Consider the following 17,718-nt stretch of genomic DNA (forward strand, 5'->3'; position numbering starts at 1 on the left):
AAACGGACCAGACCGCAAGTCTGTTGCAGCTTTGTGCAATCAGGCCGCGAGGCGGCCCTCGGCGAGGCGGGTGTGGAGGGCGAGCATGTGGCGGATGCAGGAGTTCCAGTCGTAGAGCTCGGCCCGGCGGCGGGCCGCGGCTCTGCGGCCGGGGAGCTGGGCGAGGGCCAGTACGGCGTTCGCCAGGGCGCCTGGGTTGGCCGGTGCCCAGCGGCCGCAGGTTTCGTCGACGAGTTCGCGTGCACCACCGGTGTTCGCGGTGACGACCGGAGTGCCGGCGGCCAGGGCTTCCAAGACGGCCAGGCCGAAGGTTTCGCCCGGGCACACGGACAGGGCGATGTCGGCCTCGGCCAGGTGCGTGGCCAGCGTCCGGCGGCCGTCGACGTACCCGTGGAAGGTCACCGGCGCGGAGCCGGCGATCTCGAGGAGCTCGTCGAGATGCGGGCCCGTGCCGTAGACGTCCATCCGCAGATTGACGCCGCGGCGGTAGAGCTCGGCGGCCGTGGCGACCGCCAGGTGCGGGCTCTTCTCGCGGGACAGCCGGCCGGCGTGCACCAGCTTGAGTACGCCGTCGTCCACCGGCTCGGCGAGTGACGGGTGGAAGGTGTCCAGGTCGACGCCGAGCGGGATCCGGACCAGCGGCGTGGTCACCTCGTCGAACTCGGCCGCCGCGTAGCGAGACGTCACCACGACGGCGTCGTACGTCCGGCTGAGGAGTTTGTAGAGCGCTCCGACTCCGGCCGCGACGCCGAGTTGCCGGCCGGTGCGCAAGGACAGCATCGCGTCCAGGCGCTCGTGGCTGAACAGGACCGAGCCGATGTCGTTCCTGCGCGCCCACCGGGCCACGGGCAGCAACGTCGACTTGTCCGAGATCTCCACGGTCGTCGGCCGGAAGCGTTCGAGGGTCTCGATCACCTTCCAGGGATCGGTGATCAGCCGGTAGCCGCCGCCGACCTTCGGGGCCTTCATCCGGACCACCGTGCCGAACTCGGTCTCGATCACCACGTCCCGTTCGCCCGGCGTGATCACGATCCGCTCTGCGCCGGCTTCGACGTACCCCTGACCGACATGCTCGATCGCGGTCCGCATCCCTCCCGACGTAGGCCCGACGAAGTTGGCCAACTGAGCGATCCGCAATTGGGTCATGGGGCCTCCCGGCCTGGACTGAGGAGCGCAGCGACTGGAGCGACGAGGGAAGGCCGGGAGTTAAAGCCCCATGACCCCGCCGGCGCCGGAGGCCCGGCCAGAAGTACTGTCATGCGACCCGCCGTACGGCGGCTGCCTCGCGGAGGACCTCGGCGTAGTGGCGGTCGACCAGGTCGTCGACCACCGCCGGCCAGGTTCGCGACTGCACGCGTTCCAGGCCGGCGGCGGCCATCCGGCTCCGGGCCGTCGGGTGGTCGAGCAGGGTCTTGACCGCCTGCCGCAGCGATCCGGGCTGACCCGGCTCGAACAGCAGGCCGTTCTCGCCCGGGCGGATCAGGTCGAGCGGGCCGCCCGCAGCCGGGCCGACGGTCGCGACGCCGGACGCCTGCGCCTCCTGGATCGTCTGGCAGAACGTCTCGTGTTCCCCCGTGTGCACGAAGACGTCCAGGCCGGCGAAGATCGAGGCCAGATCGGCACCCCGGCGCATCCCGAGGAAGGTTGCGCCGGGCAACGTGTGCTCCAGCGACGCGCGGTCCGGGCCGTCGCCGACGATGACGATCCGGCAGCCCAGGCCGGTCAGCTCGGCGAGCCGGCGGACCTTCTTCTCCGCGGCCAGGCGGCCGACGTACCCGACGATCGGCCTGCCGTCCGGAGAGATCTCCCGGCGCCAGCTCTCGTTGCGGTGCCGGGGATCGAACAGATCCAGGTTCACGCCGCGCCCCCACAGGTGGACCCGGGGTACGCCGCCCTGGACGAGCGCCTCCACCGACGCGGTCGACGGTGCGAGTGTGCGATCGGCCCGCGAGTGCGTACGCCGTACCCAGCGCCAGATCCCGCGGTCCGCGGCGGCGAACCAGGGGTACTGGCGGGCGAACCCGGCGATGTCGGTCTGGAAGATCGCCACCGTCGGCAGCCCGAGCCGGCGCGCGGCCCGCAGCCCGTAGGCGCCGATGATGAACGGCGAGGCGAGATGGACCAGGTCCGGCTCGAAGTCGGCCATCGCCCGCTCGATCGACGGATCGGGCAGGCCGACCGGGAACTCCTTGTAGCCGGGCGTCCGGAAGCTGCGGGCGCGGATCACCGCGACGTCGCCGTAGCTGTCCGGGCCGGGGCCGGGGGCAATGATCAGCAGTTCGTGCCCGCGGGCACGCAGCCGATCGGCGACGTGGCGAGCCGTGTTCGCCACGCCATTGATCTGCGGCAGGAAGGTCTCAGCCACCATCACGATGCGCACACCTCGGAGGTTCCCCACCGCGCATGAACCCTCGGCGACACTCTCGTGACCCCGCGTGGATGCCCTGTCGACGGGTCCGGGGCCGGTGGATGGCCGTCAGGTGACCGGCATCCCGGCCCCGCCAAACTTCGTGTTCACTTCAGGTTCACCGGCAACCCCGATCCAGGTGGTGATCGGGGTTGCCGGTGGTCTGGTTACGGCGATCCGAACAGGTGCACCATCGAGCGACGGACCAGGTCGGTCCGCATCGCCTGTGTGGTCAGGCCTTCGGCTCCGAACCCGACGTACACCGTGTCTGTCGTGGTGACGCCGGCGCCCTCGGTGAAGGCGGTGGTCGTGCGGATCCAGTCGTTCGGGTTCGCCGCCGAGCCAGGCGGCGGACCGGCCACCGTCCAGCCACCGAAGTCGGTCTCGAACGAGGTCTGCTCGGTGGTGGCGCCGGTGACCGTGGTGTCGTCGACGAACGCACCAAGGCCCTGCGTGCCCCAGTCACTGACGTAGCTGATCGAGAGCTCGACCTGCTTGCCGGCGTACGGCGTCAGGTCGATGCTCCAGTCCTGCCAGCCCGCGCTGGATCCGGATGACGCGTTCCAGCTTCCGGTGGTGCCGGTCGGTGAGCAGTCCGTGCCCTGGTAGTGCGCCAGTTGCGGATGCAGATCCGCCACCCAGCCGGCCGGACAGCTCTGGCCGGTGTCTTGCGCCGTGTGGCCGTTCCTGTCCGGCAGCGTCGTCCAGTCGTCCTGTCCGACGGTGTGGGCCTCGACGAACACGAAGTCCCAGTCCGCCTCGGTGTCGTAGGAGAACTTGAACGACAGCGAACCGGACGTCGCTCCGGTGAGGTCCACGGTCCGGAGCAGCCGCTTGTAGCTGATGTCCGCGCGCTGGCTGTACACGTACTGCGAACCGGTGAACGGCTCGAACGGCGCACCTCCAGGCCGGTTCCACTTCAGTGGCGCCGAGCTCGCGAACTGCGGGAACTGGGCGCTCGGCAACACACTCGAGGTCAGTACGAACGCCGCTGTGTGGTTCTGGTTGTTCGCCGAGTCGCCGCCGTTGAGGGTCGCGGCGAACCCGTTGAAAGCACCGCTTTCCCCGCGGATCGGGACCGGGTCCCCGTTGACGTCGCTGCCGCTGTTGTCGACGTAGCTGTAGGCACCCAGCCAGTACTGCTCGAAGTCGTTCAGCAGTGGGAGGCAGGGGTATTGGTTAGGCGTCGTGCACTCGCCCTGCTGCTCCTCGAACGGGTTGTAGAAGTACGCGCCGTCCGCGCTGCTCGCGAACGCGGCGTACTTGCCCGTGTAGAGCAGCTTGCCGCCCTCGTTGAGGTAGTCACGGACGGACAGTTCGAGGTCGAGCGCCAGTTCGGCCGCTGTCCCTGGGACCTGGCCGGCCTCCCGCGTGATGATGTCGTCGCCGGTCTCCCACACGACGGCCTTGTAGTGGGACAGCACGCCCAGGTGGTGTGGCGCGGTCCGGTTGTTCGCGTCCACGTCGTACACGTCGGAAGAGATCCCGGCCGCGGTGAGTGTGGCGGCGTACTCGTCGGCGTACTTGGCGGTCGTGACGCCCTGGGCCGGGCTGATCCCGGTGACGTCCTCGGCGGCGAGGATCAGCACCTTCCCGCCGATGTCGGTGGAAACCTTGTAGGTGAAGTGATCGCTGGCGACCGGTCCGGTCCCCGGCTTGACGCCGCTGAACCACACCTCGACCGAGTCGCCGGGCTTGGTACCGCGTACTGTCCCGCGGAACTCGGCGTAGTAGTGGTCGTCGCTGTTGCCGTACCGCTCACCGCCGTTCCACTCCGACACCTTGTCGGTGACGGTGCGACCGCCGTTGACCTTGTAGTTGAGCTGCAGGTCCTTCAAGGCCCGCTTGGCCGTCACCGCGACCGGCTGGGTGGTGCCGTACGAGACCTCGAACGGGTCGGCGACCAGGTCGGCGGCCTTCTGGCCGACCGCGGAGACCGGATCGTCGGGATCGTGGGCGGACTTCGCGACCGACAAGGCGAACCGGACGTTCTTGGCGAACTCGGCCTGGATCAGGCCCTCGTCGTCGGGGAAGGTGAAGACGCTGACGCAGTCCTCGGGCAGCCACTGGTCTCCTGGATCGACGGCCGACGCGGTCTGGCAGGTCGACATCTCCGGCGTGAAGGCGAGCGTGCCGTACTTGTTCGTCGCGTGTCCGTCGGTCTCGCCATTGGTGGTGTAGAGCTCGGCGGAGATGTCCGGGTCGTAGCCGGGCACCGCGGGATTCGCGTCGTCGCCGGCCATCGCCGCGGAGATCACGTCGTCCGGCGAGGGAGTGCTCACCTGCCAGCCGACGCCGTACAGGATGAGCTCCGCGGCCGAGTGGTAGTTGATCATCTCGGTGAAGCGGATCTGCCGGAACAGGCCGTCGAGAGCCTTGGTCTCCGGCTCGGAGTTCGGGCCGGTGCCGCGGTAGGTGTCGCTGTTCGGATCGGGGGACGAACCCTCGTTGTCGTAGCCCCACTTGGTCGCGAGGTTGCGGTTCAGGTCGACACCGTCGCCGGGGGCGATGGCGCCGTCACCGTTGTTGTCGCGCAGGTTCTTGCGCCACAGCCGGTCCCCGGTGAACGTGTAGTCGTAGCCGTCGGGGTTGGCCACCGGCAGGAACCACAGCTCGGTGGTGTCGAGCAGATTGGTGATCTCGGCGTTGCTGCCGTAGTTGTCGATCACCTGGTGCATCAGCCGGCGCACCATCTCTGGGGTGATCCACTCACGCGCGTGCTGGGCGCCCATGTAGAGCACCGACGTACGCGTGCCGTCCTTGAGTTGGCGGGCGTTCTTGGTCACCTTGACGGCGAGCATCGGCTTGCCCTGGACCGTCGTACCGATCCGGACCAGCTTGACCAGATCCGGATGCGCGGCCGCGGTCGTGCCCAGCTCCTCCGCGAGGCCGCCGGCCCCGCTGTACGGGCGGAACACCGTCGGGCCGGCCAGCGCGAGCCGGGCGGCCTCGTCGGAGGCGTCGCGGCCCTTCACCTTCTTGACCTTCAGGTCGACGCCGTCGGAACGGAGTTTGTCGGCCTGCCGGTCGGTGATGACGACCTCGACCTTGGACTTGCCGCTGGCCGCCTTCTCGCCGGTGATCACCTCGTCGCGGTCCACGCCGATGTCCGCGAGCTTCTGCAGCTGTTGCGCGTCCAGTTCGCCGACGTAGACCTCCAGGCCGTCACCCCCTTGCCCTGGTGCGGCGGTCGCCGCCGGTCCCGCGGCCAGTGCCCCCGCCACGACGGCCAGTACAGCGATGAGAACAGGAGATCTACGCATGTCGCCCCTCCCCGGTCGACGGTGCATACTGTCGAAGCGTCCTGTGACCCAGGTCACAAGTCAACAGCTCGCGACCAGGTTGATGCGTGCCGAGTGTGGCCGGTCACACGGCGTGCTGGATCTCACCCGGCTGGTCATACCAGTGCGGGTGTGGTTCGGCCTACCGTTGGGGGATGAGTCATCGGAGTGAGTCGGGGTTCGAGTTCGCGCCGGTGTACGGGGCCGAGGCACTGGACGGGTTCGAGCCGGACGAGAAGCTGGGTGCGCCGGGGGAGTTCCCGTTCACCCGCGGCGTGTACCCGACGATGTACACCCAGCGGCCGTGGACCATGCGCCAGTACGCCGGATTCGGTACGGCGGCGGAGTCGAACCAGCGGTACCACCAGCTGATCGACCACGGCACCATGGGCCTGTCGGTCGCGTTCGACCTGCCCACCCAGATGGGGTACGACTCCGACGCGCCGATCGCGCACGGCGAGGTCGGCAAGGTCGGAGTGGCGATCGACTCGATCGACGACATGCGGGTGCTGTTCGACAAGATCCCGCTGGACCAGGTGTCCACCTCGATGACGATCAACGCGCCGGGCTCGGTGCTGTTGCTGCTGTACCAACTGGTGGCCGAGGAGCAGGGGGTCGCCGGTGACAAGCTCACCGGGACGATCCAGAACGACGTACTCAAGGAGTACATCGCCCGCGGCACCTACATCTATCCGCCGAAGGAGTCGCTGCGGCTGATCAGCGACATCTTCGCGTACTGCCAGGCGGAATTGCCGCGCTGGAACACGATCTCGATCTCCGGCTACCACATGGCCGAGGCCGGGGCGACGCCCGCGCAGGAGATCGCGTTCACGCTGGCGAACGGGATCGAGTACGTCCGGGCCGCGGTCGCGGCCGGGCTCGACGTGGACAAGTTCGCGCCGCGGCTGTCGTTCTTCTTCGTCGCTCGTACGACGCTGCTGGAAGAGGTGGCGAAGTTCCGGGCGGCGCGGCGGATCTGGGCGCGGGTGATGCGGGACTCCTTCGGTGCCAAGAATCCTAAGTCGCTGATGCTGCGGTTCCACACGCAGACGGCCGGCGTGCAGTTGACGGCGCAGCAGCCGGAGGTCAATCTCGTCCGCGTTGCGATCCAGGGGCTGGCCGCCGTGCTGGGTGGGACGCAGTCGCTGCACACGAACTCGTACGACGAGGCGATCGCGCTCCCCACCGAGAAGGCCGCCCGCCTGGCCCTCCGCACGCAACAGGTCCTCGCCTACGAGACCGACATCACCGCGACCGTCGACCCCTTCGCGGGTTCATATGTGGTCGAGTCCCTCACCGACGAGGTCGAAGCCGCCGCGGTCGAGCTGATGGACCAGGTCGAGGAGTACGGCGGTGCCGTCGCCGCGATCGAGAAGGGCTTCCAGAAACAAGAGATCGAGCGGTCCGCCTACCGCATCGCTCAGGAAATCGATGCGGCCGAGCGGGTCGTCGTCGGCATGAACAAGTTCAAGATCTCCGCCGAAGAACCCTACGAGCCCCTCCGCGTAGACCCCGCCATCGAAGCCCAGCAAGTAGACCGCCTCACGACTCTCCGAGCCGCCCGAGACCAGGCCGCCGTAAACGAAGCCCTAGCCGCCCTGAAGAAGGCCGCGGAGGGCACCGACAACTGCCTCTACTCCATGAAACAAGCCCTAAAAGCCCGAGCCACCGTAGGCGAAGTCTCCAACACCCTCCGCGAAGTCTGGGGCAACTACATCCCCGCCGACACCTTTTGAAAAGGACACCGCTGCGCGGCGGCTGCCCCGTTGCCGCCTTCGGCCCGTTGCGCGGAGCCGTCGTCGGTCCGAGGTGGGCGGCGCCAGGTGCTGTGGTGCGCAAGTGAAGCCAAGCCTCGCGCGGCGGCTGTCTGGGGCATCTACATGCCCGCCGACACCTGATCAGACAACAGCAAGATCCAGGTGGATGTCTGCCTCGGCTGCGAGTGCGGTGAGGTCGGCGGGGTCGGAGGTGAGGACGAGATCGCCGTCGCGCGCCAGCAGGATCACTGCTGCGTCGATCACATCTCGCCCGCCGGTGAGCTTCAGCAGTACGCCGGCCTTCCGGCCGAGGTTGGCGTCCAGCGGCTCGACCTCGACGCCGTCGAGCAGTTGAGCTATCGGTGCCTGACGACCGGAACCTCCGCGCCAGACCTGACCGACGACACCGCCGTGGGTCACCGGCGTACGGCCGGCCAACAGTTCGGCTTTGAGGAGAGCCATGAGTGTCCGGTCGCGACGCTCACCTGCGACGAACGCGCCCGCGTCGAGGATCAGCGTCATGCGGCGCCGTGCGAACGCTTGCCCCGGACAACGATCGCCGCCGCTCGGGTCGAGCGCACGGCCTCCGCCATTTCCTCTTCGCCGATCGCCCCGTGCTCGGATTCGTAGGCAGCCAGGAAGCGGTCGAGTCCTTGGAGCCTCCGCTCGTGATCCATCTGCCGGTGCAAAGCCTCGTTCACCCAGGCGCTCACACTGCCGACCCGCCCCGAAGAGACCGCAACCCGCGCGGCCTCCACGACCTCATGGTCGACCGTCACCGAGAGCTTGTCTTTCTCTGTCACACCATCATCCTACTCTGATCCCACCAGCATCCGCAGCAGCTGTTCGTGGCGTCAGCCTGCCTGAGCAGGTGGTCCCGGGCAACCACACGTGCGACCTCCTGTGGACAAGTTCGGAACGGTCCGATGCGGGTCCTCCTCGGGCTGAGCCCTACGGCAGCCTTGCCGGCTTGTCGGTGGCCGCTGGTAGAGCTGGTGTCCGCCGTCCAGCGAACCGGAGGAGGCTGTGATGCAGAAGCGACCGCGTGTGGTGGTCAGCGTGGGGGCCAGTGTCGACGGGAAGGTCGCGCTCGCCCGAGATGCGCTCTTGATGCATCAGCCAAGTTCGGATCTGTGGGCTCAGATGACACCGCGCGCCGCCGATTCGGTCGCGATCGACGTCATCGAGGTGGTCAGGCAGCAGTACGGCTGCAACGCCATCCTGGAGGGCAGCGGCAGCCTCGTGTCCGAGGACGAGATTCCGGAGGAACTGCCCGCCGTCAACGGTGACACGGCCGGGCTCTACCAACACTTCCTTCCACCTGACATCACCGGACTACCATCGCCACCGCGCATGTGGTTCACCGTCGTCGACAGCCGCGGAAGAGTGCGCTGGACCGAGAACCATGAGGACTGGGACGCGCTGGTCCTGGTGGCGCGGTCGACCCCGGCGGACTATCTCGGCTATCTCCGCCGGGAACGCATCTGCTATCTCGTCGTCGGCGACGAGCGGGTCGACCTGGCGCAGGGGCTGGCCGCGATGGGCACCGAGCTCGGCATCAGCTGCGTCCTGTCGGCCGCCGGTGGCGGCCTCAACGGTGCGTTGCTGCGGGCAGGTCTGATCGACGAGCTGCACCTCACGCTGGCGCCAGCTCTGATCGGCGGCCTCGGAACGCCGTCGGTCATGGACGGGCCACCTCTTGCCGTAGGCGAGTCCCCGACCCGACTGCAGTTGCTCTCGGCGCACACAGACACCGGCGGCACCGTTCGCCTCCACTACGCCGTAACGCACAGCTGACCTCTTCTCCGACAGCGTTTTGAGTCTTTGACTCTCTGGCTGGCTGCTGGATCTGCGCACCCCGCCGAAGGCGGCAACAAGGCGGTCGCCGCGGAGTGGTGTCCTTTCGCCGGGCGGTGTGTTTCAGTCCAGGAGGGCGGTTGAGGTGAGGATTGTGGTGCCTAGGGGGATGGATTCCTCGGAGGGGTCGAAGCCGGGGGTGTGGAGGTCTGCGGCGGTGTCCTGGCTGGGTGGGCGGACTCCTAGGCGGGCCATGGCGCCGGGGACGTGTTCCAGGTACCAGGCGAAGTCTTCGCCGCCGAGGGACTGGTCGGTGGGGGCGATGGCGCCGGCGCCGAGGGTCTGGTGGACGGCGTTGTGGAGTACGTCGATCGCGGCGGCGTCGTTCATCACCGGGGGGACGCCGTGGGTGACCTCGGTGTCGACCTCGAGGCCGTACGGCGCGACGAGCTGAGACGCCAGCGTGGGGATGAGTTCCGCGGCCAGGCGCCACGCGCTGACGTCGAGGCAGCGCAGTGTGCCTTCCGCCTCGCCGCGGGCGGGGATCGCGTTGGCGGCGGAGCCTGACGTGATGCGGCCCCAGACCAGCGACATGCCAGCCCGCGGGTCGACCCGCCGGGACAGGGCGGCGGGGAGCTCGGCGACGAGATTGGCGAGCGCGTAGACGAGGTCGCCGGTCAGGTGCGGGCGGGACGTGTGACCGCCCGGCCCGGTCAGCCGGACCAGGATCCGGTCGGCGGCCGCGGTCAGCGCGCCGGTGCGCAGGCCGACCTGGCCGACCTGCAGCCGCGGGTCACAGTGCAGCCCATAAATACGGCGGACCCCGTCGAGTCCGCCGGCCGCGATGACGCCAAGGGCTCCGCCCGGCATCACCTCCTCCGCCGGCTGGAAGATCAGCCGCACCCGCCGGTCCAGCTGCCCGTCGCGCGCCATCCCCGCCAGCACGAGCCCCGCGCCGAGCAGAGCCGAGGTGTGCACGTCGTGACCGCAAGCGTGCGCGACTCCGTCGATGGTCGACCGCCATGGCGCCTCGACCGCGTCCGGTACGGGCAGTGCGTCGATGTCGGCCCGCAGCGCGACACACGTGTCGCCGGAGCCGATGTCACAGATGAGTCCGGTCCCGGTCGGCAACACCCGCGGTGACAGCCCGGCCTCGACCAGTCTCCGCTCGAGGGCTTCCGTCGTACGGACCTCGTGCCAGCCGAGCTCCGGATGGGCGTGCAGGTCGCGTCGTACCTCGACCGTCTCCTCGCGTACCGCCTCGACCCGCGCCAGGACGTCCGCGACCAGCAACTGATGACTCATCCGGCGATTGTTTCATCCCGCAACCACCTCCGAGCACGGTGCACCCCGCCGGTCACCCAGTGTGATGATCACAGACTGTAAATGAAACCACGGAGCGTGCTGACAGTGACCCCCGTGGTGCGGGGCGTGACCACACAGGAGGAGTTGTCGAAATGTGACGAAAGTGCCGGTCACTTTCCGGTATCGAGGCCCTCTTGACGTTCAAAGAAGGACGGACCGCGCCCTATAGTCTGCGGATGCGGCACGTGGGGGCAGGCGTGCCGGGCAGACAATGTGGTCGACGAAGGAGACGTCCGGTGAAGAAGTACGTGCGGGGAACTGCGATCGTGGGCGTACTGACGCTCGCCGTCGCTGCTTGTGGCAGTAAGCCGACCGAGGAGAACGCAGGCGGCAGCGCCAACAAGGACTTCAAGGCCTGCATGGTCTCCGACTCCGGAGGCTTCGACGACAAGTCGTTCAACCAGACCTCGTACAAGGGTCTGCAGGACGCCGTCAAGGAGAAGGGCCTGACCGAGGTCAAGGCGGAGTCGAAATCCGACAACGACTACCCGACGAACATGACCGCGATGGTCAACGCCAAGTGCAACGTCATCGTCGCCGTCGGCTTCAAGCTCGAGGACGCCACCGAGGCGGCCGCCAAGGCGAACCCGGACATCAAGTTCGCGATCGTCGACTCGGCCCCGGCCCCGGGCAAGGAGCTCCCGAACCTGAAGCCGCTGCTGTTCAACACCGCGCAGTCCAGCTTCCAGGCCGGTTACCTGGCCGCGGCGATGAGCCAGTCCGGCAAGGTCGGTACGTTCGGCGGCATCAAGATCCCGACCGTGACGATCTTCATGGACGGCTTCGCCGAGGGCGTGAAGTACTACAACACGCAGAAGGGCAAGAACGTCCAGGTGCTCGGCTGGGATGACGCCAAGCAGACTGGTCTGTTCACGAACGACTTCGAGGACAAGGCCAAGGGCCAGACGAACGCGCAGAACCTGATCACCCAGGGCGCCGACGTCCTCTTCCCGGTGGCCGGCCCGGCCGGTCTGGGCGGTCTGCAGGCGGCCAAGGCCAGCAACGGCAAGGTCAACGCGATCTGGGTCGACACCGACGGCTGCGTGAGCGCGGCGGAGTACTGCCCGGTGCTGATGTCGAGTGTGCAGAAGGGGATGGACGTCGCCGTCAAGGACGCGATCGTCTCCGTCGTCGACAACAAGTTCGACAACACCCAGTTCACCGGCACGCTGGACAACGGCGGTACGTCGCTGGCCCCGTTCCACGACTTCGACAGCAAGGTCTCGGCCGACACGAAGAAGGAGCTGGATCAGATCAAGGCCGACATCATCAGCGGCAAGATCAAGGTCCAGTCGAAGGCACAGCCGACGGCGTCCTGAGTCACGGCGACATCGCGTAGTACGGTGCGAGCCAGGAAGGCAGACCTACAGGTCGCGCCTTCCTGGCTCTCCGTCTGAGAGGGAAGGCTGCCCGCATGCATCTCGAGCTGTCCGGCCTGACCAAGAGCTTCGGCTCGCTGGTCGCCAACGACCACATCGACCTGGTGATCGAGCCGGGTGAGATCCATTGCCTGCTCGGTGAGAACGGGGCCGGCAAGAGCACGCTGATGAACATGCTCTACGGGCTGCTGCAGCCCGACTCCGGTGAGATCGTGATCGACGGCGAGAAGGTGCGGATCACCTCGCCGAGCGACGCGATCAAGCACGGCATCGGCATGGTCCATCAGCACTTCATGCTGGTCCCGGTGTTCACCGTGGCCGAGAACATCATGCTCGGCCGGGAGAACACCCACCCCGGCGGCGTGCTGGACCGCAAGAAGGCGCACGCCCTGGTCACCGAGATGTCCGACCGGTACGGCTTCGAGGTCGACCCCGAGGCGCTGGTGGAGAACATCCCGGTCGGTGTGCAGCAGCGGGTGGAGATCATCAAGGCGCTCACCAACGACGCCAGCGTGCTGATCCTGGACGAGCCGACCGCGGTGCTCACCCCGGCCGAGATCGACGAGCTGATCGGCGTGATGCGTCAGCTCAAGGAGAGCGGCACGTCGATCGTCTTCATCACCCACAAGCTCAAAGAGGTCAAGGCGATCGCGGACAAGATCACCGTGATCCGGCGCGGCAAGGTGGTCGGCGACGCCGCGCCCACGGCCAGCGAGGAAGAGCTCGCCGAGCTGATGGTCGGCCGCGCGGTCGACCTGGTCGTCGACAAGGAACCGGCCCAGCCGAAGGACGTCGTCCTGCGGGTCGAGGGCCTGACGGTGATCGACGAGCGTGGTTTCACCGCCGTCGACAACGTGGACCTGGAGGTCCGGGCCGGCGAGATCCTCGCGGTGGCCGGTGTCCAGGGCAACGGTCAGACCGAGCTCGCCGAGGCACTGCTCGGGCTGACGCCGATCGCGGCCGGCAAGATCTCGCTCGACGGCAACGACCTGACCGGTACGTCGACGCGGCACCGGCTGGACGCCGGCATCGGGTACGTCCCGGAGGACCGCGCCCACGACGGCTTCGTCAGCTCGTTCACGGTCGCCGAGAACCTGATCCTGGACCTGTTCCGGCGGGCGCCGTTCGGCAACCGGCTGGCGCTGCGGACCGACGAGATCGAGAAGAACGCGACCGCCCGGGTGGAGGAGTTCGACATCCGCACCCAGAGCATCGACCTGCCGGTGTCGTCGCTGTCCGGCGGCAACCAGCAGAAGGTGGTGCTGGCCCGTGAGCTGTCCCGGCCGCTGAAGCTGCTGGTCGCCTCGCAGCCGACCCGCGGTGTCGACGTCGGCTCGATCGAGTTCCTGCACAGCCGCATCGTCAAGGAGCGCGACAACGGCACCGCGGTGCTGATCGTGTCCACCGAACTGGACGAGATCGCGGCCCTGACCGACCGGGTCGCGGTGATGTACCGCGGCAAGGTGGTCGGCGTCGTACCGGCCGACACCCCGCGCGACGAACTGGGCCTGATGATGGCCGGCGCCTCCAAGTCCGAGGCGCACGACGTCGCGATCGAGAACCCGACCACGTTGGGAACCATCTAGATGAGCACAGAAACTCCGGTCGAGCCGGCGCCGGCGGCGCCCGCTCCGGCCAAGGAACCGCGGGGGGCCGGCCTGCCGTCGTGGGTGGTCCAGGGCCTGGTCACGCTGAGCGCGATCGTGCTGGCCCTGGTGGTCGGCGCGATCCTGATCATCATCAGCGACGAGCAGGTGAAGACCGCCATGGGGTACTTCGGCGCCGCGCCGATGGACACCATCTCGGCCGCCGCGAGTGCCGTCGGTGAGGCCTACAAGGCGCTCGCCCTCGGCGCGTTCGGCTCGGTCACCGCGATCACCGAATCGTTGACCCAGGCAACTCCACTGATCTGCGGCGGCCTCGCGGTCTCGCTCGCCTTCCGCACCGGGCTGTTCAACATCGGTGCCCAGGGCCAGCTGATCATGGGCGCCATCCTCGCCGCGTACGTCGGGTTCGCCTGGCCCATGCCGCCGGTGATCCACCTCCTGGTCGCGATCCTCGCCGGCCTGATCGGTGGTGCGATCTGGGGCGGCGTCGTCGGCCTGCTGAAGGCCCGGACCGGCGCGCACGAGGTGATCGTCACGATCATGCTCAACTACGTCGCCATCTACCTGCTGGCGTGGTTGCTCACGACCACGACCTTCCGGCGGCCCGGGCGGACCGACCCGATCTCGCCGGTCGTCGACTCGAACGCGCAGTACCCGCAGTTCGGCGACACCCGGCTGCACGGGGGCTTCATCCTCTCCTTGCTCGCCGCGGTCTTCGTCTGGTGGCTGCTGAACCGGTCCACGATCGGCTTCGAGCTGCGCGCCGTCGGTGCGAACGCCGATGCCTCGCGGACCGCGGGGATGTCGGTCGGCCGCGCGTACATCATCGCGATGGTCGTGGCCGGTGCGCTCGCCGGTCTGGCCGGCACCCAGCAGGTGCTCGGCACCGACCTGCCACTGACCGACGGCGTCGCCGCCTCGGTCGGGTTCGACGCGATCACGGTCGCGCTGCTCGGCCGCGGTACGCCGCTCGGCACGGTGCTGGCCGGATTGCTGTTCGGCGCGCTGAACGCGGGCGGTCTGCAGATGCAGCTGATCACCCAGACGCCGTTGACCCTGACGACCGTCCTGCAGGCCGTGATCGTGCTGTTCGTCGCGGCTCCGGCGCTGGTGCGCTCGATCTTCCGGTTCCTGCCGAAGGAACGTGGAACAGGCCCGGTCCTCGCGAAAGGCTGGAACGGATGAGCGAGACGACTGCGGACACCGTTCGGGTGCCGGCGCCGGCGGCGATCGAGGCTCCGGCCGACCGGTCCCGGCGGTTGCGGGTCGGCGGTGTGATGCTGGTGTTCGCCCTGATCGGCCTCGGCCTGGCGATCTTCACCAAGGGTGGCAAGGCGACGTTCCAGCTGGTCTCGGGCGACCTGCAGAACAACCTGCTCGGCGTCCCCGCGCAGTTCACCGCGCTGGTTCTCGGGATCTTCGGTGTGATCGCCGCGGGGGCGTACCTGCTGCGCCGCGTCCCGCAGTCGTACTCCGGCTACCTGGCCGCCCTGCTCGGGATCTGCTTCATCGGCTCCTTCCTGTGCTGGGCGGCCGCGGGCAAGACCTTCCCGCTGGCCAACCAGTTCCAGGGCACGCTGAACTTCGCCACCCCGCTGATCCTCGGCGCGCTCTCCGGCGTGCTGTGCGAGCGCTCCGGTGTCATCAACATCGCGATCGAGGGCCAGTTCCTGGTCGGCGCGTTCACCGCGGCAGTAGTCGCCAGTACGACGGGGAGCGCGACAGCAGCCCTGATCGCGGCCGCGGTCACCGGGGTCCTGATGGCGGCGCTGCTCGCGGTGTTCTCGATCAAGTACCTGGTCAACCAGGTCGTCCTCGGTGTCGTCCTGGTGGTCTTCGCGACCGGTATCACCGGCTTCCTGTTCGACCAGTTCCTGCAAAGTGACGCGGAGAGGCTGAACACTCCGACCGTGCTGTCGGCGGTGAAGATCCCGCTGCTGGGCGACATTCCGTTCATCGGACCGATCCTGTTCAACCAGACGATCCTGGTCTACCTGACCTACGTCGCGGTCGCGGTCGTCACCTTCGTGCTGTTCCAGACCCGGTGGGGCCTGCGGGTCCGCGCCGTCGGCGAGCACCCGAAGGCGGCCGACACGGTCGGCATCAGGGTCAAGCGGGTGCGGTACTCCGCGGTCCTGTGGGGCGGCGTGCTGGCCGGCCTCGGCGGCGCCTTCTTCACGGTCGGGTACGCCGGTTCGTTCAGCAAGGAGATGACCGCCGGCAACGGGTTCATCGCGCTGGCCGCGCTGATCATGGGCCGCTGGCACCCGATCGGCGCGATGGTCGCCGCGCTGTTCTTCGGTTTCGCCACCCAGTTGCAGTCGCAGCTGCAGATCATCCAGACCCCGATCCCGGGCGAGTTGCTGCTGATGGCGCCGTACCTCGCGACGATCATCGCGGTCGCCGGCCTGGTCGGCCGGGTCAGAGCCCCGAAGGCCGATGGTGAGCCCTACGTCACCGAATGAGATCGACTGGAAGGCGTTGCGCGCCGTCGCCCTCGAGGTGATGGGCCGCGCCTACGCGCCGTACTCCGGGTTCGCGGTCGGGGCCGCGGCGGTGGTCGACGACGGCCGGATCGTTGCCGGGTGCAACGTGGAGAACGCGTCGTACGGGTTGACGCTGTGTGCGGAATGCGGATTGGTGTCCGAGCTGCACCGATCCGGCGGTGGGCGGCTGGTCGCGTTCAGCTGTGTGGATCGGCACGGTGATCTGCTGACGCCGTGCGGGCGCTGCCGGCAGTTGCTGCACGAGAACGGCGGGCCCGGCCTGCTGCTCGAGACGCCGACCGGACCCCGGCCGCTGCGTGAGTTGTTGCCCGACGCGTTCGGGCCGGACGATCTGGAGAACTGATGAGCTTCGACGCCGTCGACGTGATCCGCACCAAGCGGGACCAGGGTGAGCTGAGCGACGGCCAGATCGACTGGGTCATCGACGCCTACACCAAGGGCGACGTCGCGGACGAGCAGATGTCGGCACTGGCGATGGCGATCCTGCTGAACGGGATGAACCGCCGCGAGATCGCCCGCTGGACCGCGGCGATGATCGCGTCCGGCGAGCGGATGGACTTCGGCAAGCTGTCCCGGCCGACCGCGGACAAGCACTCGACCGGCGGTGTCGGCGACAAGATCACGTTGCCGTTGGCCCCTTTGGTGGCCGCCTGCGGGGTCGCCGTACCGCAGCTGTCCGGTCGCGGTCTCGGTCACACCGGCGGCACGCTGGACAAGCTGGAGTCGATCCCGGGCTGGCGGGCGGCGCTCTCGAACGACGAGCTGATGCGCCAGCTGGACGAGGTCGGGGCGGTGATCTGCGCGGCCGGTGACGGGCTCGCGCCGGCCGACAAGAAGCTCTACGCGCTCCGGGACGTGACCGGCACGGTCGAGGCGATCCCGCTGATCGCCAGCTCGATCATGAGCAAGAAGATCGCCGAGGGAACCGGCGCGCTGGTGCTGGACGTGAAGGTCGGCTCCGGCGCGTTCATGAAGGACCTGGCCGACGCCCGCGAGCTCGCCGAGACCATGGTTGCGCTGGGCACCGACGGCGGCGTGAAGACGGTTGCCCTGCTCACCGATATGTCCGTCCCGCTCGGCCTGACCGCCGGGAACGCGCTGGAGGTTCGCGAGTCCGTCGAGGTGCTGGCCGGCGGCGGTCCCGCCGACGTGGTCGAGCTGACCGTTGCCCTGGCCACCGAGATGCTCGCCGCGGCGGGTGTCACCGATGTGGATCCGGCCGAGAAACTCCGCGACGGTACGGCGATGGACGTCTGGCGCACGATGATCGCAGCCCAGGGCGGAGACCCGGCCGCCGAACTCCCGGTCGCTCCCGAGCAACACGTCGTCCCCGCGCCCGCGTCCGGGGTGCTGTCGAAACTGGACGCACTCGCCGTCGGTGTGGCCGCGTGGCGCCTCGGTGCCGGCCGGGCTCGCAAGGAGGACCCGGTGTCTGCCGTCGCCGGTGTGGAGCTGCACGCGAAGCCGGGCGACCAGGTTTCCGAGGGGCAGCCGCTTCTCACTCTGCACACCGATGACCCTGCCCGCATCGAGCGAGCTCTGGAGTCACTGACGGACGCGGTGGGCGTCTCGACGTCGTACCAGCCAGGACCGTTGGTGATCGACCGCGTCGGCTGAG

14 protein-coding genes are annotated in these 17,718 nt (G+C 68.4%); 8 read left to right on the plus strand and 6 right to left on the minus strand.

Annotation, left to right across the window (positions count from 1 at the left end):
• Positions 1 to 39 precede the first annotated feature (39 nt).
• From ACZ3HV_RS20905 to ACZ3HV_RS20915, 3 genes are all read right to left on the minus strand, one after another.
• A complete protein-coding gene (locus ACZ3HV_RS20905; protein ID WP_465686639.1) occupies positions 40 to 1,146 on the minus strand; it encodes a glycosyltransferase in 1,107 nt (368 codons plus the stop codon).
• A 109-nt stretch (positions 1,147 to 1,255) separates the two neighbouring features.
• Positions 1,256 to 2,380 (minus strand): glycosyltransferase family 4 protein, encoded by a 1,125-nt coding sequence (locus tag ACZ3HV_RS20910; protein ID WP_465686640.1) that lies wholly within the window; start codon positions 2,378 to 2,380, stop codon positions 1,256 to 1,258.
• Positions 2,381 to 2,574: 194 nt separating this feature from the next.
• Complete coding sequence (locus tag ACZ3HV_RS20915) at positions 2,575 to 5,670, minus strand: M14 family metallopeptidase (RefSeq protein WP_465686641.1); 3,096 nt, start codon at positions 5,668 to 5,670, stop codon at positions 2,575 to 2,577.
• A gap of 173 nt (positions 5,671 to 5,843) precedes the next feature.
• On the opposite strand from ACZ3HV_RS20915, the gene ACZ3HV_RS20920 reads away from it, so the two are divergent.
• Positions 5,844 to 7,424, plus strand: coding sequence for an acyl-CoA mutase large subunit family protein (locus ACZ3HV_RS20920; RefSeq protein ID WP_465686642.1), 1,581 nt, complete (start codon positions 5,844 to 5,846; stop codon positions 7,422 to 7,424).
• 162 nt (positions 7,425 to 7,586) lie between these two features.
• Here the strand turns inward: ACZ3HV_RS20920 and ACZ3HV_RS20925 are convergent, their stop codons facing one another.
• Together ACZ3HV_RS20925 and ACZ3HV_RS20930 are read right to left on the minus strand one after the other, a co-directional pair.
• On the minus strand, positions 7,587 to 7,967 hold the full coding sequence (locus ACZ3HV_RS20925) for a hypothetical protein (protein ID WP_465686643.1): 381 nt from the start codon (positions 7,965 to 7,967) through the stop codon (positions 7,587 to 7,589).
• A complete protein-coding gene (locus tag ACZ3HV_RS20930) occupies positions 7,964 to 8,248 on the minus strand; it encodes a hypothetical protein (RefSeq protein ID WP_360363221.1) in 285 nt (94 codons plus the stop codon). The genes ACZ3HV_RS20925 and ACZ3HV_RS20930 overlap by 4 nt, the downstream gene beginning before the upstream one ends.
• A 226-nt stretch (positions 8,249 to 8,474) precedes the next feature.
• Here ACZ3HV_RS20930 and ACZ3HV_RS20935 point away from each other — a divergent pair, with 226 nt between their 5' ends.
• Positions 8,475 to 9,242: a RibD family protein gene (locus ACZ3HV_RS20935; protein ID WP_465686644.1), complete on the plus strand. Its 768-nt coding sequence runs from the start codon at positions 8,475 to 8,477 to the stop codon at positions 9,240 to 9,242.
• 123 nt (positions 9,243 to 9,365) lie between these two features.
• On the opposite strand, the gene ACZ3HV_RS20940 is transcribed toward ACZ3HV_RS20935, so the two are convergent.
• Entirely contained in the window at positions 9,366 to 10,547 is a 1,182-nt protein-coding gene (locus tag ACZ3HV_RS20940) for an amidohydrolase (RefSeq protein ID WP_465686645.1), read from the minus strand.
• Between the two features lie 296 nt (positions 10,548 to 10,843).
• Between ACZ3HV_RS20940 and ACZ3HV_RS20945 the strand changes: the two genes are divergently transcribed.
• From ACZ3HV_RS20945 to ACZ3HV_RS20970, 6 genes are all read left to right on the plus strand, one after another.
• The gene (locus ACZ3HV_RS20945) at positions 10,844 to 11,926 is read left to right on the plus strand and encodes a BMP family lipoprotein (RefSeq protein ID WP_465686646.1); all 1,083 of its coding nucleotides are present in this window, start codon (positions 10,844 to 10,846) and stop codon (positions 11,924 to 11,926) included.
• A gap of 95 nt (positions 11,927 to 12,021) precedes the next feature.
• The gene (locus ACZ3HV_RS20950) at positions 12,022 to 13,572 is read left to right on the plus strand and encodes an ABC transporter ATP-binding protein (RefSeq protein ID WP_465686647.1); all 1,551 of its coding nucleotides are present in this window, start codon (positions 12,022 to 12,024) and stop codon (positions 13,570 to 13,572) included.
• Positions 13,573 to 14,778 (plus strand): ABC transporter permease, encoded by a 1,206-nt coding sequence (locus ACZ3HV_RS20955; protein ID WP_465686648.1) that lies wholly within the window; start codon positions 13,573 to 13,575, stop codon positions 14,776 to 14,778.
• Complete coding sequence (locus ACZ3HV_RS20960) at positions 14,775 to 16,058, plus strand: ABC transporter permease (protein ID WP_465686649.1); 1,284 nt, start codon at positions 14,775 to 14,777, stop codon at positions 16,056 to 16,058. Before ACZ3HV_RS20955 ends, ACZ3HV_RS20960 begins: the two co-directional genes overlap by 4 nt.
• Positions 16,033 to 16,443, plus strand: coding sequence for a cytidine deaminase (locus ACZ3HV_RS20965; RefSeq protein WP_465686650.1), 411 nt, complete (start codon positions 16,033 to 16,035; stop codon positions 16,441 to 16,443). Before ACZ3HV_RS20960 ends, ACZ3HV_RS20965 begins: the two co-directional genes overlap by 26 nt.
• Positions 16,443 to 17,717, plus strand: a complete 1,275-nt coding sequence (locus tag ACZ3HV_RS20970; RefSeq protein ID WP_465686651.1) for a thymidine phosphorylase — start codon at positions 16,443 to 16,445, stop codon at positions 17,715 to 17,717. The genes ACZ3HV_RS20965 and ACZ3HV_RS20970 overlap by 1 nt, the downstream gene beginning before the upstream one ends.
• Position 17,718 lies beyond the last annotated feature (1 nt).

It is taken from the genome of Kribbella sp. NPDC020701 (genome assembly GCF_055562215.1).

Bases quoted from the DNA above. Each gene is read 5' to 3' on its own strand.
- ACZ3HV_RS20965 (WP_465686650.1), top strand. From the start codon at position 16,033: ATGGTGAGCCCTACGTCACCGAATGAGATCGACTGGAAGGCGTTGCGC.
- ACZ3HV_RS20915 (WP_465686641.1), bottom strand. From the start codon at position 5,670: ATGCGTAGATCTCCTGTTCTCATCGCTGTACTGGCCGTCGTGGCGGGG.
- ACZ3HV_RS20940 (WP_465686645.1), bottom strand. From the start codon at position 10,547: ATGAGTCATCAGTTGCTGGTCGCGGACGTCCTGGCGCGGGTCGAGGCG.
- ACZ3HV_RS20955 (WP_465686648.1), top strand. From the start codon at position 13,573: ATGAGCACAGAAACTCCGGTCGAGCCGGCGCCGGCGGCGCCCGCTCCG.
- ACZ3HV_RS20920 (WP_465686642.1), top strand. From the start codon at position 5,844: ATGAGTCATCGGAGTGAGTCGGGGTTCGAGTTCGCGCCGGTGTACGGG.
- ACZ3HV_RS20960 (WP_465686649.1), top strand. From the start codon at position 14,775: ATGAGCGAGACGACTGCGGACACCGTTCGGGTGCCGGCGCCGGCGGCG.
- ACZ3HV_RS20935 (WP_465686644.1), top strand. From the start codon at position 8,475: ATGCAGAAGCGACCGCGTGTGGTGGTCAGCGTGGGGGCCAGTGTCGAC.
- ACZ3HV_RS20905 (WP_465686639.1), bottom strand. From the start codon at position 1,146: ATGACCCAATTGCGGATCGCTCAGTTGGCCAACTTCGTCGGGCCTACG.
- ACZ3HV_RS20950 (WP_465686647.1), top strand. From the start codon at position 12,022: ATGCATCTCGAGCTGTCCGGCCTGACCAAGAGCTTCGGCTCGCTGGTC.
- ACZ3HV_RS20925 (WP_465686643.1), bottom strand. From the start codon at position 7,967: ATGACGCTGATCCTCGACGCGGGCGCGTTCGTCGCAGGTGAGCGTCGC.
- ACZ3HV_RS20970 (WP_465686651.1), top strand. From the start codon at position 16,443: ATGAGCTTCGACGCCGTCGACGTGATCCGCACCAAGCGGGACCAGGGT.